The sequence below is a fragment of the Limnohabitans sp. TEGF002 genome (assembly GCF_055395845.1).
This window is the reverse complement of record NZ_AP029224.1, coordinates 232298-245875: the sequence shown is the minus strand read 5'-3', so window position 1 is coordinate 245875 and position 13578 is coordinate 232298. Positions and strand designations below refer to the sequence as shown.

Below are 13578 nucleotides of genomic sequence, written 5' to 3'. Positions count from 1 at the left end.
ATCCTCTCGTGACGACCCATCGGCCCGACCAGTTCGCTGGTCGGGCTTGTCATTTGGGGCTGCTCTGGTGTCAGTCCAGACTCAGACCAATCTTGCGCGACACGGCGCCCCACTTGGCAAAGTCTTTGGCCACTTTGACGGCGGCCTGCTCGGGCGTGCTACCGATCACGATCTGGTCGGATGCCTTGAGCCGCTCGGTGGCCTCTGGTGTGCGCAGCGCGTCGACCACCGCTTGGCGGAATTTGGCTACGATGTCATCGGGCACTTGTTTGGGGGCGATCAAGATCAGGCTGAAATCGGCCTCGTAGCCTTTCACCCCAGCTTCGTCGATGGTGGGCACTTCGGGCAAAGAGGGCGAGCGCGCCTGGCCCGACACCGCCAGCGCTGTCAACTTGCCCGAACGCACATGCGGCAGCACCGTAGGCCCGGCCAACAGGCCACACGGCACCTGGTTGGCCAGCACGTCTTGCATGGCGGGGGCTGGGCCTTTGTAGGGAATGTGCGTCATCTGCATGCCGGTCATGCTCAGCAGCAACTCGGTCGACAAATGCCCCGGCACACCCGCGCCACCCGAGGCATAGCTCAAAGAAGTGGTTTTGGATTTGGCGATCAGCTCGGACACCGTTTTCACGCCCAGTGAGGGGTTGCACACCAGGGTTTGGCTGAACGACGACAACACGCTGATGGGCTTCAAGTCGTCGAGCTTGAAGGGCATGGTTTTGTACACATGCGGGTTGACGGTAAGCAGCGTGTCGGTGGCAAACAAAAAGGTGTAGCCATCGGGTGTGGCCCGCGCCACGCTGGCTGCGCCGATGTTGCCACCCGCGCCGGGCTGGTTCTCGATCACGATGGGTTGCTTGAGGTTGGCCAGAATCTTTTCGGCCGCTGTGCGCATGACCAGGTCACTGGGGCCACCGGGTGGGAAGGGAATCACAACCTTGATCGGGCGCTGTGGCCAGGCTTGTGCCAGGGCGGCGCTGCTGGCAGCCACAGCCAACAAGGCCGTTGCGGACAAGCCCAGGCGGCGAAAACTCAGTGTTGAAAACATGCAAAACTCCTCACAAGGTCAGCGTCTGTCCAAAGGCAGACATTCCCGAAGAGTAAGCGGTTTAAACCCTGAGCCGCAACCCGGGAGAGTCCCCTAGGTAACGGCATCACATGACTGCAAGCCCGTCCCTTGCCTTGGCGGAAGCTCAGCCCGCCAGACCCACAAACACGTTTTGCACGTCGTCGTTGTTGTCGATGGCGCCCAAAAAGGCTTCGACTTCTTCGAGTTGTTCGACGCTCAGGTTGGCCGGGTCGACCGGGTTTTTGGGTTTGTAGCCCAGCTTGGCCGACACCACGGTGAAGCCGTGTTCGGGCAGGGCACGGCTGACCAGGTCCAGGTCGGTCGCTTCGGTGATGAACACCGTCACGCCGTCTTCGTCGGCGGGCTCAAAGTCTTGTGCACCGGCTTCGATGGCGGCCAGTTCGGCATCCGCCCCAGCTTGGGCAGGTTCGGCTTCGATCATGCCCACATGGTCAAAGTCCCACGACACCGAGCCCGACGTGCCTTGCTGGCCCTTGCGGAACAGCACGCGCATTTCAGACGCCGTGCGATTCACGTTGTCGGTCAGCACCTCGATCATCACCGGCACTTGGTGCGGCGCAAAACCTTCGTAAATCACGCGGTCAAAGCTCACGGCATCGCCCAGCAAGCCCGCGCCTTTTTTGATGGCGCGCTCCAGCGTTTCTTTGGGCATGGACACTTTGCGGGCTTGCTCCACCACCAGACGCAGGCGCGAATTGGCCGCGGGGTCGGCACCGTTGCGGGCCGCGATCATGATGTCTTTGGCCAGGCGGCCAAACAGCTTGCCTCGTGCGTCTGCTGCCTGTGCCTTGCCTTTTGCTTTCCATTGCGCGCCCATGGCGGTTTTCCTAGGTTTGGGCGGGTGCATTCAAGGCACCCACCGGGTCAATCGGGCACCAAATCCAAGGGCTTGGCGCATCTGTCGAGGGGTATCAGTTTAATCGCCCGGGTGTTGGGCTTGGCAGGGTGCACAGACGCCAACAGGTGCGGGCGGGGTCCAGTAAGAAAATCGGCGGGTCTTTTGAGATAAAGTCTCGGGCTAAACCGCCTTAAAAGGGTGGTTTTTGGCACGGTTCGACACACCGCCGAACGACGTTATACCTACATCCTGACAACGAGAGTACCCATGGCTGCAGACAAATCCAAGATCATTTACACCCTCACGGACGAAGCCCCTTTGCTGGCAACCGCTTCGTTCTTGCCGATCATCCGCACCTTTGCCGCGCCTGCTGGCATCGAAGTGGCAGAGAGCGATATCTCTGTGGCGGCCCGGATTTTGGGTGAGTTTTCGGATTTGCTGCCACCTGAGCAGCGCGTGACCAACAACTTGGCCGAGCTGGGCAAGCTGACCCTCAAGCCTGAAGCCAACATCATCAAGCTGCCCAACATCAGCGCCTCCGTGGGCCAATTGACCGCTGCGATCAAAGAGCTTCAAGGCAAAGGCTACGCCTTGCCTGACTACCCAGAAAACCCCAAGACCGACGAAGAAAAGGCCTTGAAGGCCCGCTACAACAAGTGCACGGGCTCGGCCGTTAACCCTGTTCTGCGCGAAGGCAACTCGGACCGCCGCGCACCCCGCGCCGTGAAAGAATTCGCACGCAAGAACCCGCACAGCATGGCCGACTGGAGCCAGGCTTCGCGCTCGCATGTTTCGCACATGCACGCTGGCGACTTCTACCACGGTGAAAAGTCCATGACCTTGGACCGCCCTCGCGAAGTGAAGATGGAGTTGATCACCAAGAGCGGCAAAACCATCATCCTCAAGCCCAAAGTGGCTTTGCTCGACCGTGAAGTCATTGACAGCATGTTCATGAGCAAAAAAGCGCTGCTCGAGTTCTATGAAAAAGAAATTGAAGACGCGCACAACACCGGCGTGATGTTCTCGCTGCACGTCAAGGCCACCATGATGAAGGTCTCGCACCCCATCGTGTTCGGCCACTGCGTCAAAATCTTCTACAAAGAAGCGTTTGCCAAACACGGAGCTTTGTTCAAGGAGTTGGGTGTCAACGTGAACAACGGCATGGCCGATCTGTACAACAAGATCGCCACACTGCCTCAGTCCAAGCAAGACGAGATCAAGCGCGACCTGCACGCCTGCCACGAAGGCCGCCCCGAGTTGGCCATGGTCGACTCGGCCAAAGGCATCACCAACTTCCATTCGCCCAACGACGTGATCGTGGACGCCTCCATGCCCGCCATGATCCGCAACGGCGGCAAGATGTGGGGCGCCGATGGACGTTTGAAAGACGTCAAGGCCGTGATGCCCGAGTCGACTTTTGCCCGCATTTACATGGAGATGATCAACTTCTGCAAATGGCACGGTGCGTTCGACCCCAAGACCATGGGCACCGTGCCCAACGTCGGCTTGATGGCCCAACAAGCCGAAGAATACGGCTCACACGACAAGACCTTTGAAATTACCGAAGACGGCGTGGCCAACATCACCGACCTCAACACCGGCGAGGTGCTCCTGTCCCAAGATGTGGAAGAAGGCGACATCTGGCGCATGTGTCAGGTCAAGGACGCAGCGATCCGTGACTGGGTCAAGCTGGCCGTGAACCGTGCCCGCAATTCCGGCATGCCCGTGGTCTTCTGGCTCGACCAGTACCGCCCACACGAAGCCCAGTTGATCACCAAAGTGAAGATGTACCTGCACGAGCACAACACGGCGGGTCTGGAAATCCAGATCATGAGCCAAGTGCGTGCCATGCGTTACACCTTGGAGCGCGTGGTCCGTGGCTTTGACACCATCAGCGCCACTGGCAACATCTTGCGCGACTACCTGACGGATCTGTTCCCGATCATGGAGTTGGGCACCTCGGCCAAGATGCTCTCCATCGTGCCCTTGATGGCAGGTGGCGGCATGTATGAGACCGGTGCGGGCGGCTCGGCCCCCAAGCACGTGCAGCAACTGGTGGAAGAAAACCACCTGCGCTGGGATTCCTTGGGCGAGTTTTTGGCTTTGGCCGTTTCTTTCGAAGACCTGGGCCTCAAGACTGGCAACAAGAAAGCCGGTGTGTTGGCCAAGACCCTGGATGCCGCGACCGGCAAACTGCTCGATAACAACAAGAACCCGTCGCCCAAGACAGGTCAGTTGGACAACCGTGGCAGTCAGTTCTATCTGGCCATGTACTGGGCCCAAGAGTTGGCAGCACAAACCGAGGACGCCGCACTGGCTGCCCAGTTCGCGCCTTTGGCCAAGCAATTGACCGACAGCGAAAAGAAAATTGTGGACGAGCTCAACGCGGTGCAAGGCAAGCCGGTGGACATTGGCGGCTACTACATGCCTGACCAAACCAAGCTGGCCGCCATCATGCGCCCCAGCACGACCTTCAATGCGGCACTGGCTGCGGTGAAGGCTTAAGGCCAAGCGGGCTCAGCGGTTTTATATCGCTGAGCTGCTGGCCAGAGCAAGGACACAACGCTCTACAGAAAGCCACCCAGGTTTTGCCTGAGTGGCTTTTTTATTGGCTCAACGCCCTCAGCGGCTGTAGGCCAAACCCAGTGCCACGCCGCCAAACAAATCACCTTCTACCAGCGGAACACCCGTGAACTCGGCCTGCAAGGCCTGTTGGAATGTTCTTAAGGCCGATGAACCGCCGGTGAGGTAAATCGCGTCCAGCGACGCATCGGTCAGGCCCGCGCGCTGCACACATTCGCGCGCACAGGCCACGGTGCGGGCCAGCAAGTCATGCAAGTGGGCTTGCATGTCAACCGCGCCCAGTTGGGCGTTTAAGTCGCGCTCAATCACTGACAACTCAATGCGCGTGTCGGCACCGGTCACCGAGCAGTGGATTTTGGCCTGCTCGACCTCGTGCGCGATGTGGTGGCCATGGCGCTCGCTCAGCACCTGCATCAAGCGCTCATGCAAGCGCAGATCGCTGTAGTTGGTACGCAGTGTTTTGGCGTGGGCGATGGCTTTGGGCTGGTATTGCCAATGGATCAGGTGCCAGGTGGCCAGGTCAAAAAACACGCGACTGGGCACTTCGCGCTGTTCGGGGCCGATGTGTTTGAAGCCCAGCAGCGGCATGACCTGCGCCAGGTTCAGCTGGCGGTCGTAGTCGGTGCCCCCAATGTGAACGCCGGTGGTGGCCAACACATCTTGCTGGCGGTTGGCCTTGTGCATGCGGTCAGGTCCCAATCGCACCACGGTGAAGTCCGATGTGCCACCCCCCAAGTCCACCACCAAGACGGTGCTCTCCTTCGTCAAGCGCTGTTCGTAATCCAGCGCAGCGGCAATCGGTTCCAGCTGGAACGACACCTCGTCAAAACCCACCGCTTCGACCGCCTGGCGCAGCGAGGCTTCGGCTTGCGCATCCCGCGCGGGGTCGTCATCCACAAAATGCACCGGGCGGCCCATTACCACGCGGCGCGGCGCTGTGCCTAGGTTTTGCGTGGCGCGTTCGCGCAGGCGGGCCAAAAAGGTGCCAATGATGTCTTGGAAGCTGATTTGCTGATGGCCAATTTGCGTCGTTTCAAGCAGCAATGGGCTGCCCAGCAGACTTTTGAGCGAACGCATCAGGCGGCCTTCTGTGCCTTCCAGATAGTGCTTGAGGGCGTCGCGCCCGAAGTGGGTGCTGTGGTCTTCGGCGTTGTAGAACACGGCCGTGGGCATGGCCAGCGCCTCGCCCTCCAGCGGGATCAGGAGAGCGCTGCCCTGAGGGCCGAGCCAGGCCATGGCGGAGTTGGAGGTGCCGAAATCAATGCCGAGTGTGCCGGCGGGGGAAGAAGTCATGTGTGAGGGGATTTGCTGAGCCGGAGGTGGCAGGCCAAAGCGCTGACCGTCGAAGGACCCGGGATTCTGCCACCGTCAGCCCTGTCAAATCGGGGAGAATCGGCGTTGTTTCATTTTTGTCCACAAACATCCCATGACCGAAGCCCCATTCCCCGACACATCCTCCCGCCCAGCACTGCCCGACCGCCTCGCCATCGACGCCCGTAGCCCGCACCATGTTCGCGCCGTTTTTGAGCACGACATCGGCATCCGATTCAACGGCAAAGACCGCAACGACGTTGAGGAATACTGCATCAGCGAAGGCTGGGTGCGCGTGCCTGCTGGCAAGACGTTGGACCGCAAAGGCCAGCCCTTGCTGATCAAGCTCAAAGGCAAGGTCGAAGCGTTTTACCGTTGAGCAGTTCCCATGACGACGTCTGACAAGAAACTCCCGCTCGAAGGCTTGCGCGTCGTCGAGTTCACGCACATGGTCATGGGCCCCACCTGCGGCATGGTGCTGGCCGACATGGGCGCCGAGGTCATCAAGGTCGAGCCCATCGAGGGTGACCGTACGCGGCATTTGTTGGGTTCGGGTGCGGGCTTTTTCCCGATGTTCAACCGCAACAAGAAAAGCATCCAACTCAACCTGCAAAGCCCCGAGGGTGCTGAGGTTGCGCGCCGGCTGTGTGCCACGGCCGACGTCGTGGCCGAGAACTTCAAGCCCGGCTCCATGGCCAAGTACGGCCTGGACTACGCCAGCTTGTCGGCCACCAATCCCAAAATCATTTACGCCAGCCTCAAGGGCTTTTTGCCTGGGCCGTATGACCACCGCACCGCGCTCGATGAGGTGGTGCAGATGATGGGCGGCTTGGCCTACATGACGGGCCGCCCTGGCGACCCGTTGCGCGCAGGCACCAGCGTGAACGACATCATGGGCGGCATGTTCGGCGCGATTGGCGTGTTGGGCGCACTCATCCAGCGCGGCATCACCGGACGCGGGCAAGAGATCCAGTCGGCCCTGTTCGAGAACAACGTCTTTTTGGTGGGCCAGCACATGCTGCAGTACGCCATCACCGGCAAAGCGGCCGAGCCCATGCCCAACCGCATCTCGGCCTGGGGGGTGTACGACGTGTTCACCGTGAAAAACGGCGAGCAAATTTTCCTGGCGGCCGTGAGCGACGCACAGTGGGCTGTTTTCTGTGATGTGCTGGGTTTTGCCGATCTCAAGGCCGACCCGCGTTACAGCGACAACAACGCCCGCGTCTCGCAGCGCGATGTGATGATGCCCGAGTTGCGCAGCCGCCTGGAGGCCTTCACAGCCGCCGAGCTGACGGTCATTTTTGAAAAAGCGGGCCTGCCCTTTGCGCCCATCGTCAAGCCTGAAGAGTTGTTTGACGACCCGCACCTGAACGCCACAGGCGGTTTGGCCGATGTGCGTTTGACCGATGGCCCCAAGGCGGGTCAAACCGCCCGCGCCGCGCTGTTTCCTTTTACGATGGACGGGCAACGCCTGGGCGTTCGCCGCCAGCCGCCCACACAAGGCGAGAACACCGATGAGCTGCTGCAAAGCTTGGGCCTGAGCGCGGCAGAGATTGCTCGCTTGCGCAGTATCCAAGCGGTCGCTTGATGGCTGTCGGTCAAGGTTTCATGGCCCCAGCCATAGCAGGCACAAGCGGGCAGGGTTTTAGCGCTTGACACACTGAGTGTCAGAGACGACCATTGACCCCATGTCTATCCAGGTATTGATTTTCGGTATCCACCTCGCGCGCAGCACGCGGGGCAAGCCCTGCGCACCGCCGCAGGGTTTTTAAACAACTCCCCTGTTTCGTTTGACCGATTTCAATTCGGGCCGCGCTCACCCTGCAGCGCGGTCCGGCTATTCACTGGAGATTTTCATGGCCGATTTGTTTGACAACCCCATGGGCCTGTGCGGCTTCGAGTTCGTCGAGTTCGCATCCCCCACCCCCAACACCCTGGAGCCGCTGTTCGAGCAGATGGGCTTCTCGCTGGTGGCCAAACACCGATCCAAAGACGTGGTGCTCTACCGCCAGGGTGACATCAACTTCATCGTCAACCGGGAGCCCAAAAGCCTGGCCGGGTACTTTGCCGCCGAGCACGGCCCTTGCGCCTGTGCGCTGGCGTTTCGCGTCAAAGACTCGCACTTGGCGTATGCGCGAGCCCTTGAGTTGGGCGCACAACCGGTGGATGTGCCCACTGGCCCCATGGAGCTGCGCCTGCCCGCCATCAAAGGCATTGGCGGCGCGCCCTTGTATTTGATCGACCGATTTGAAGACGGCAAAAGCATCTACGACATCGACTTTGAATTCATCGACGGCGTGGACCGCCACCCGCCGGGCCACGGCCTCAAGCTCATCGACCACATGACGCACAACGTCTACAAAGGGCGCATGGCGTACTGGAGCGGCTTTTACGAAAAGCTGTTCAACTTCAAAGAGATTCGTTACTTTGACATCAAGGGCGAATACACGGGCTTGACCAGCCAGGCCATGATGGCGCCGGACGGCATGATCCGCATCCCGCTGAACGAAGAGTCGGGCAAGACCGGCGGGCAGATCGAAGAATTCTTGATGCAGTTCAACGGCGAAGGCATTCAGCACATTGCGCTGCTGACCGACGACCTCTTGAAAAGCGTGGACGCGCTGCAGATGGCGGGCATCCCGCTCATGACCGCGCCCAACGACATCTATTACGAGATGCTCGAAGAACGCCTGCCGGGCCACGGCGAGCCCGTGGCCGAGCTGCAGGCGCGCGGCATCCTGATGGACGGCTCCACCGCCAATGGCGAGAAGCGTTTGCTGCTGCAAATCTTCAGCCAAACCCTGCTGGGCCCGGTGTTCTTTGAATTCATCCAGCGCAAAGCCGACGAAGGCTTTGGCGAAGGCAACTTCAAGGCGCTGTTTGAAAGCCTGGAGCGTGACCAGATTCGGCGCGGGGCGATTCAGGTTGACGCCTCCTGATCGGTAGTTCTGTTGTGAATTTGTGGGAGGCCGCCTCTGCGGCCAAATGGTTGTCCGGCAGCAATGCCTGCATGGACCCAACAAGCCTTCGCGAGCAGGGGCTCGCTCCCACAGGGGAACTGGTCAGCTGCCGTTGCAGACTTTCAGCACCTGCTCGCCATAGGCCTCGAGCTTTTTCACGCCCAGCCCGCTGATGCCTTGCAGGTCGCCCAGACTTTGCGGGGCGCTCTCGGCAATGGCGGCCAGTGTGGCGTCGTGGAAGATCACGTACGCGGGCAGGTTGTGTTCTTTGGCCACTTCGGCGCGCCAGGCCTTGAGGTTGATGTAGCGCACCATCGCGTCTTGCCCCAGGTTGGCGGCGGCGGGGGATGGGGCGCTGCGTGACCGTGTTTTTTTGTCGCTGCGTTGGCTGGTGCTTTCGCGCAGTTGCACCGGCACATCGCCTTTCAGGACGGCGCGCGATCCGTCGGTCAGGTGCAGGGTGCTGAAGCCTTCTTCGGTGTGCACATGCAGCGCGCCAATGGCGATCAGCTGGCGCATCACGGCGCGCAGTTGCTGCTCGCTGTACTCGGCCCCCACACCAAAGGTGCTGATGCTCTCGTGGCCGCGTTGCGCCACTTTCTCGGTCTTCTTACCGCGCACAATGTCCATGGTGTGCGCTGCGCCAAAGCTGTGGCCGCTGGCCTGGTGGCAGCGGTACACGGTGGACAGCAGTTTGCGCGCCGCATCGGTGCCGTCCCACACTTCAGGCGGGTTCAGGCAGTTGTCGCAGTTGCCGCAGTAGGGCATGTACACGCCCTGGCTGCTCTCGGTTTGGCCTTTGTAGGTTTCGTCAAAGTAGCTCAGCAGGCGCACGCGGCGGCAGTCGGTGGCTTCGGCCAAGGCCAGTAGCGCATCAAGCTTGCCGCGCATGACTTGTTTGAACTCTTCGCCCGCTGGGCTTTCGTCGATCATGCGGCGCTGGTTCACCACGTCTTGCAGGCCATAGGCCATCCACGCGTCTGAGGCCAACCCATCGCGCCCGGCACGGCCCGTCTCTTGGTAATAGCCTTCGATGTTTTTAGGCATGTCCAGGTGCGCCACAAAGCGCACATCGGGTTTGTCGATGCCCATGCCGAACGCGATGGTGGCCACCATCACCACGCCTTCTTCGCGCAAAAACTCGTTTTGGTGGCGCTGGCGCATGTCGGCGGGCAGCCCCGCGTGATACGGCAGCGCATGAACACCCGCCTCGCACAGCATGGCTGCAACCTCTTCCACCCGTTTGCGCGACTGGCAATACACCACGCCCGCTGCTTCGGGGTGATCGCGCTCAATGAAGCGCAGCAGCTGTGTGCTGGCCTCTTTTTTCTCTACGATGGTGTAACGGATGTTGGGGCGGTCAAAGCTGCTGATGAACAGTTCGGCGCTTTCCAGCTGTAGCCGTTCGACGATGTCGGCACGGGTCAGCGTATCGGCCGTGGCGGTGAGCGCCACACGCGGCACGCCGGGGTAGCGCTCATGCAACACCGTCAGGCCCCGGTATTCAGGCCTGAAGTCGTGGCCCCACTGGCTCACGCAATGCGCTTCGTCGATGGCAAACAGGCTCAGCAGTCCGCGCTCTTGCAGCGAGTCCATCTGCGCCAAAAAGCGGCCGTTGGTCACGCGCTCGGGCGCTGCGTACAGCAGGATGATTTCGCCGCGAAGAAGGCGGCGTTCAATGTCGCTGGCTTCTTCGCTCGTCAGGGTCGAATTGAGAAACGCAGCGCTTACGCCTGCTTCGTGCAGTGCGCCCACCTGGTCGTGCATCAGCGCGATCAGCGGCGAGACGACCACCGTGATGCCCTGGCCTGCGCGCTGGCGTGCAATGGCTGGAATTTGGTAACACAGCGACTTGCCCCCGCCCGTGGGCATCAGCACCAGTGCATCGCCCCCGGCCGCCACATGGTCAATGATGGCTTGCTGTGGGCCGCGAAAGGCGTCGTAGCCAAAAACTTCGCGCAGGATGGGGAGGTGGGGGGACAAAAGCGGCGTGGGTGATGGCAAAACAGCCGATATTGTGCGCTACCGATTACCATCCCACCCCATGCACACCTCCGCTCTCGTCTTGTTTTCTGGTGGCCAAGACTCCACCACCTGCCTGGCCCATGCTTTGTCGCGTTACGAGCGCGTCGAAACCCTGGCGTTTGACTATGGCCAGCGCCACAAAGTCGAGCTGGATGCCCGTCTGAACGTGTTGGCCGCGATCAAGGCCCGCTTTCCGCAATGGGCCCCCAAAATGGGCGAAGACCACCTGCTCGACGCCGGCATCCTGGGCCAGATCAGCGAGACGTCTTTGACCCGCGACACCGCCATCGAGATGGAAAGCTCCGGCCTGCCCAACACCTTTGTGCCGGGGCGCAACCTGTTGTTCCTCACGCTGGCTGCGGCATTGGCTTATCGCCGGGGCTTGCAAGTCATCGTCACGGGCGTGTGCGAGACCGATTTTTCTGGCTATCCCGACTGCCGCGACGACACCATGAAAGCCATGCAGGTCGCCTTGTCACTGGGCATGGACCGCAAACTGTTGATCGAGACGCCTCTGATGTGGATCGATAAAGCCCAGACCTGGCAACTCGCGCACGACTTGGGCCACAAGGCCGATGCCGCTGGGGGGGGCCAGGCTTTGGTGGACTTGATCGTGGAGCACACCCACACCTGCTATCTGGGCGACCGCACCCAGCGCCACGACTGGGGTTATGGCTGCGGCCAGTGCCCGGCATGCCAGTTGCGGGCAGCGGGCTTTGCGCGTTACCAAACAGCGTGAGCGTGTCCCTGTAGGTCGGCGGCTTCAGCCCCGACAACTGTCTGCACTGCGTTAAACCGCGTCGGAGCTGAAGCTCCGACCTACAGAAAATGGGGTTGCTGATGCTCGCTGCTCCTGTTTTCTACAATACCCCCCATGAAGACCCCCTTTTACACCCGCGCCCAGGCGCTGCCCGAGATCCTGAAAACCCGCATCGCCATTCTCGACGGGGCCATGGGCACCATGATCCAGCGCTTCAAATTGTCTGAGGCCGACTACCGGGGTGAGCGTTTCAAGGACTTCCCCAAAGACGTCAAGGGCAACAACGAGCTGCTGAGCCTGACCCGCCCCGACGTGATCCGCGACATCCACGAAGGCTACCTGGCTGCCGGTGCCGACCTGATCGAGACCAACACCTTTGGCGCGACCACGGTGGCCCAGGCCGACTACGACATGCAGCACCTGGCCCGCGAGATGAACCTGCAGTCCGCAAAAATCGCCCGTGCTGCTTGCGACAAGTTCTCTACGCCCGACAAGCCCCGCTTTGTGGTCGGTGCACTCGGCCCCACGCCCAAAACCGCCAGCATCAGCCCCGACGTGAACGACGCCGGTGCCCGTAATGTCACTTTTGAAGAACTGCGCGCTGCTTATTACGAGCAGGTCGAAGCGCTGGTCGAAGGTGGCTCGGATGTGCTGCTGGTCGAGACGATTTTTGACACGCTCAACGCCAAGGCCGCACTGTTTGCCATCGAAGAATTCTTTGAAGCCAGCGGCCAACGCCTGCCCCTGATCATCAGCGGCACCGTGACCGATGCCTCGGGCCGCATCCTGAGTGGTCAGACCGTCACCGCGTTCTGGCACAGCGTGCGCCATGCCCAGCCCTTGGCTGTTGGCCTGAACTGCGCTTTGGGCGCGACTCTGATGCGTCCTTACATTCAAGAGCTGAACAAAGTCGCGGGTGACACCTTCATCAGCTGCTACCCCAATGCGGGCTTGCCCAACCCCATGAGCGACACCGGCTTTGACGAAACGCCGGATGTGACCAGCCGCCTGCTGCACGAGTTTGCGGCCGAAGGCTTGGTCAACATCGTGGGCGGCTGCTGCGGCACCACGCCTGAGCACATTGGCGCGATTGGCAAGGCTGTTGCACCTTTGGCGCCGCGCAATGTGCACAGCGGTTTCTTCTACAAAGAAGCGGCCTGATCAATCTTCCAGCAGCAGCTTTCGCAACTCGGCCAGATCCTGTGTGCTGAGGCCAATCGCGCCGTGCAGGTAGTCGGTCATGCCGCCGTGCTGCCCATCCACCGCTTCAAAAGCAGCATCCAAAAACTCCGGCTGCACTTGCCAAAGCACCTTCATCACATGCGCGTGGCCTTGACCTTCCAGTCGTGCATCGCGCTTGTACAGCTGGTTCGTCAGTAAATAGTCGTGCTCGATGGTGGCCCGATCAACACCCAGCGCTGACAACACCAGAGCCGCTGCAAAACCCGTGCGGTCTTTGCCTGCGGTGCAGTGAAAAACCTGCGGTGTGGGCTGCTCCAGCAGATGCTTCATGAACCGCCCATACGTGTCTGCGTTGCGGTTCACAAAATCGCGGTAGGTCTCGCGCATCAAATCCACAGTCTCTTCGGTGGTGGGCACGATACCTTGCGCCACCAGCGCCTGCATGCGCGCGATCACCGTGGGCTCAATCGTCAGTGCCACGCGCTCAACGCCGGCAATGGCATAAGGCGTTGCGGTGTATTCGGCCACGCCGCGAAAGTCCAGGCTATGCCTTATACCCAACGCCTGCAAACGCGCCACATCGGCGTCGGTCAGGCCCGCCAGATGGTCAGAGCGAAACACTTGGCCCCGCCGAACGTGACGTCCGTCTGTGGTCAGGTAGCCGCCCAGATCGCGGAAATTGGAGGCGCCTTGGAGGGCTATGAGTGGGTTGGATGGAGGGGTCATGTGCGTTTCAAAGGTGATGGCCTCATTGTGCGGCGTTCAAACCGTCAAACCTGTCATCTTGGTGCAAAGTTGGTGTCAGTTTCTCAGGTCAGGCCTCCGGTTA

General features: G+C 60.8%; 11 protein-coding genes. 6 read left to right on the top strand and 5 right to left on the bottom strand.

Annotated elements, in window-relative coordinates; genetic code table 11:
* Positions 1-70 precede the first annotated feature (70 nt).
* Together ACZ5SR_RS01270 and ACZ5SR_RS01265 are read right to left on the bottom strand one after the other, a co-directional pair.
* The gene (locus ACZ5SR_RS01270) at positions 71-1048 is read right to left on the bottom strand and encodes a Bug family tripartite tricarboxylate transporter substrate binding protein (RefSeq protein WP_464449786.1); all 978 of its coding nucleotides are present in this window, start codon (positions 1046-1048) and stop codon (positions 71-73) included.
* A gap of 145 nt (positions 1049-1193) precedes the next feature.
* Positions 1194-1907: a YebC/PmpR family DNA-binding transcriptional regulator gene (locus ACZ5SR_RS01265; RefSeq protein WP_464449785.1), complete on the bottom strand. Its 714-nt coding sequence runs from the start codon at positions 1905-1907 to the stop codon at positions 1194-1196.
* 288 nt (positions 1908-2195) lie between these two features.
* Here ACZ5SR_RS01265 and ACZ5SR_RS01260 point away from each other — a divergent pair, with 288 nt between their 5' ends.
* The gene (locus tag ACZ5SR_RS01260; RefSeq protein WP_464449784.1) at positions 2196-4433 is read left to right on the top strand and encodes an NADP-dependent isocitrate dehydrogenase; all 2238 of its coding nucleotides are present in this window, start codon (positions 2196-2198) and stop codon (positions 4431-4433) included.
* Positions 4434-4550: 117 nt separating this feature from the next.
* On the opposite strand, the gene ACZ5SR_RS01255 is transcribed toward ACZ5SR_RS01260, so the two are convergent.
* Positions 4551-5804 carry an Hsp70 family protein gene (locus ACZ5SR_RS01255; protein ID WP_464449783.1) on the bottom strand — a complete coding sequence of 418 codons (1254 nt, stop codon included), beginning with the start codon at positions 5802-5804 and terminating at the stop codon, positions 4551-4553.
* 133 nt (positions 5805-5937) lie between these two features.
* Here ACZ5SR_RS01255 and ACZ5SR_RS01250 point away from each other — a divergent pair, with 133 nt between their 5' ends.
* The 3 genes from ACZ5SR_RS01250 (at position 5938) to hppD (ending at position 8761) form a co-directional block, all read left to right on the top strand.
* Entirely contained in the window at positions 5938-6201 is a 264-nt protein-coding gene (locus tag ACZ5SR_RS01250; protein ID WP_464449782.1) for a DUF3297 family protein, read from the top strand.
* A 9-nt stretch (positions 6202-6210) separates the two neighbouring features.
* The gene (locus ACZ5SR_RS01245; RefSeq protein ID WP_464449781.1) at positions 6211-7410 is read left to right on the top strand and encodes a CaiB/BaiF CoA transferase family protein; all 1200 of its coding nucleotides are present in this window, start codon (positions 6211-6213) and stop codon (positions 7408-7410) included.
* Between the two features lie 268 nt (positions 7411-7678).
* Entirely contained in the window at positions 7679-8761 is a 1083-nt protein-coding gene (gene hppD, locus ACZ5SR_RS01240; RefSeq protein WP_464449780.1) for a 4-hydroxyphenylpyruvate dioxygenase, read from the top strand.
* A gap of 123 nt (positions 8762-8884) precedes the next feature.
* On the opposite strand, the gene recQ is transcribed toward hppD, so the two are convergent.
* The gene (recQ, locus tag ACZ5SR_RS01235; RefSeq protein ID WP_464449779.1) at positions 8885-10765 is read right to left on the bottom strand and encodes a DNA helicase RecQ; all 1881 of its coding nucleotides are present in this window, start codon (positions 10763-10765) and stop codon (positions 8885-8887) included.
* Positions 10766-10826: 61 nt separating this feature from the next.
* Between recQ and queC the strand changes: the two genes are divergently transcribed.
* Both queC and ACZ5SR_RS01225 read left to right on the top strand, forming a co-directional pair.
* Positions 10827-11546 (top strand): 7-cyano-7-deazaguanine synthase QueC, encoded by a 720-nt coding sequence (gene queC / locus ACZ5SR_RS01230; RefSeq protein ID WP_464449778.1) that lies wholly within the window; start codon positions 10827-10829, stop codon positions 11544-11546.
* Positions 11547-11681: 135 nt separating this feature from the next.
* On the top strand, positions 11682-12728 hold the full coding sequence (locus ACZ5SR_RS01225; protein ID WP_464449777.1) for a homocysteine S-methyltransferase family protein: 1047 nt from the start codon (positions 11682-11684) through the stop codon (positions 12726-12728).
* On the opposite strand, the gene ACZ5SR_RS01220 is transcribed toward ACZ5SR_RS01225, so the two are convergent.
* Entirely contained in the window at positions 12729-13475 is a 747-nt protein-coding gene (locus ACZ5SR_RS01220) for a tyrosine-protein phosphatase (RefSeq protein ID WP_464449776.1), read from the bottom strand.
* Positions 13476-13578: the final 103 nt, after the last annotated feature.

What these genes read in the sequence shown, in the direction of transcription:
- ACZ5SR_RS01245 (WP_464449781.1), top strand. Translation starts at nt 6,211, where the DNA reads ATGACGACGTCTGACAAGAAACTCCCGCTCGAAGGCTTGCGCGTCGTC.
- ACZ5SR_RS01260 (WP_464449784.1), top strand. Translation starts at nt 2,196, where the DNA reads ATGGCTGCAGACAAATCCAAGATCATTTACACCCTCACGGACGAAGCC.
- ACZ5SR_RS01270 (WP_464449786.1), bottom strand. Translation starts at nt 1,048, where the DNA reads ATGTTTTCAACACTGAGTTTTCGCCGCCTGGGCTTGTCCGCAACGGCC.
- ACZ5SR_RS01255 (WP_464449783.1), bottom strand. Translation starts at nt 5,804, where the DNA reads ATGACTTCTTCCCCCGCCGGCACACTCGGCATTGATTTCGGCACCTCC.
- ACZ5SR_RS01250 (WP_464449782.1), top strand. Translation starts at nt 5,938, where the DNA reads ATGACCGAAGCCCCATTCCCCGACACATCCTCCCGCCCAGCACTGCCC.
- hppD (WP_464449780.1), top strand. Translation starts at nt 7,679, where the DNA reads ATGGCCGATTTGTTTGACAACCCCATGGGCCTGTGCGGCTTCGAGTTC.
- queC (WP_464449778.1), top strand. Translation starts at nt 10,827, where the DNA reads ATGCACACCTCCGCTCTCGTCTTGTTTTCTGGTGGCCAAGACTCCACC.
- ACZ5SR_RS01220 (WP_464449776.1), bottom strand. Translation starts at nt 13,475, where the DNA reads ATGACCCCTCCATCCAACCCACTCATAGCCCTCCAAGGCGCCTCCAAT.
- ACZ5SR_RS01265 (WP_464449785.1), bottom strand. Translation starts at nt 1,907, where the DNA reads ATGGGCGCGCAATGGAAAGCAAAAGGCAAGGCACAGGCAGCAGACGCA.
- ACZ5SR_RS01225 (WP_464449777.1), top strand. Translation starts at nt 11,682, where the DNA reads ATGAAGACCCCCTTTTACACCCGCGCCCAGGCGCTGCCCGAGATCCTG.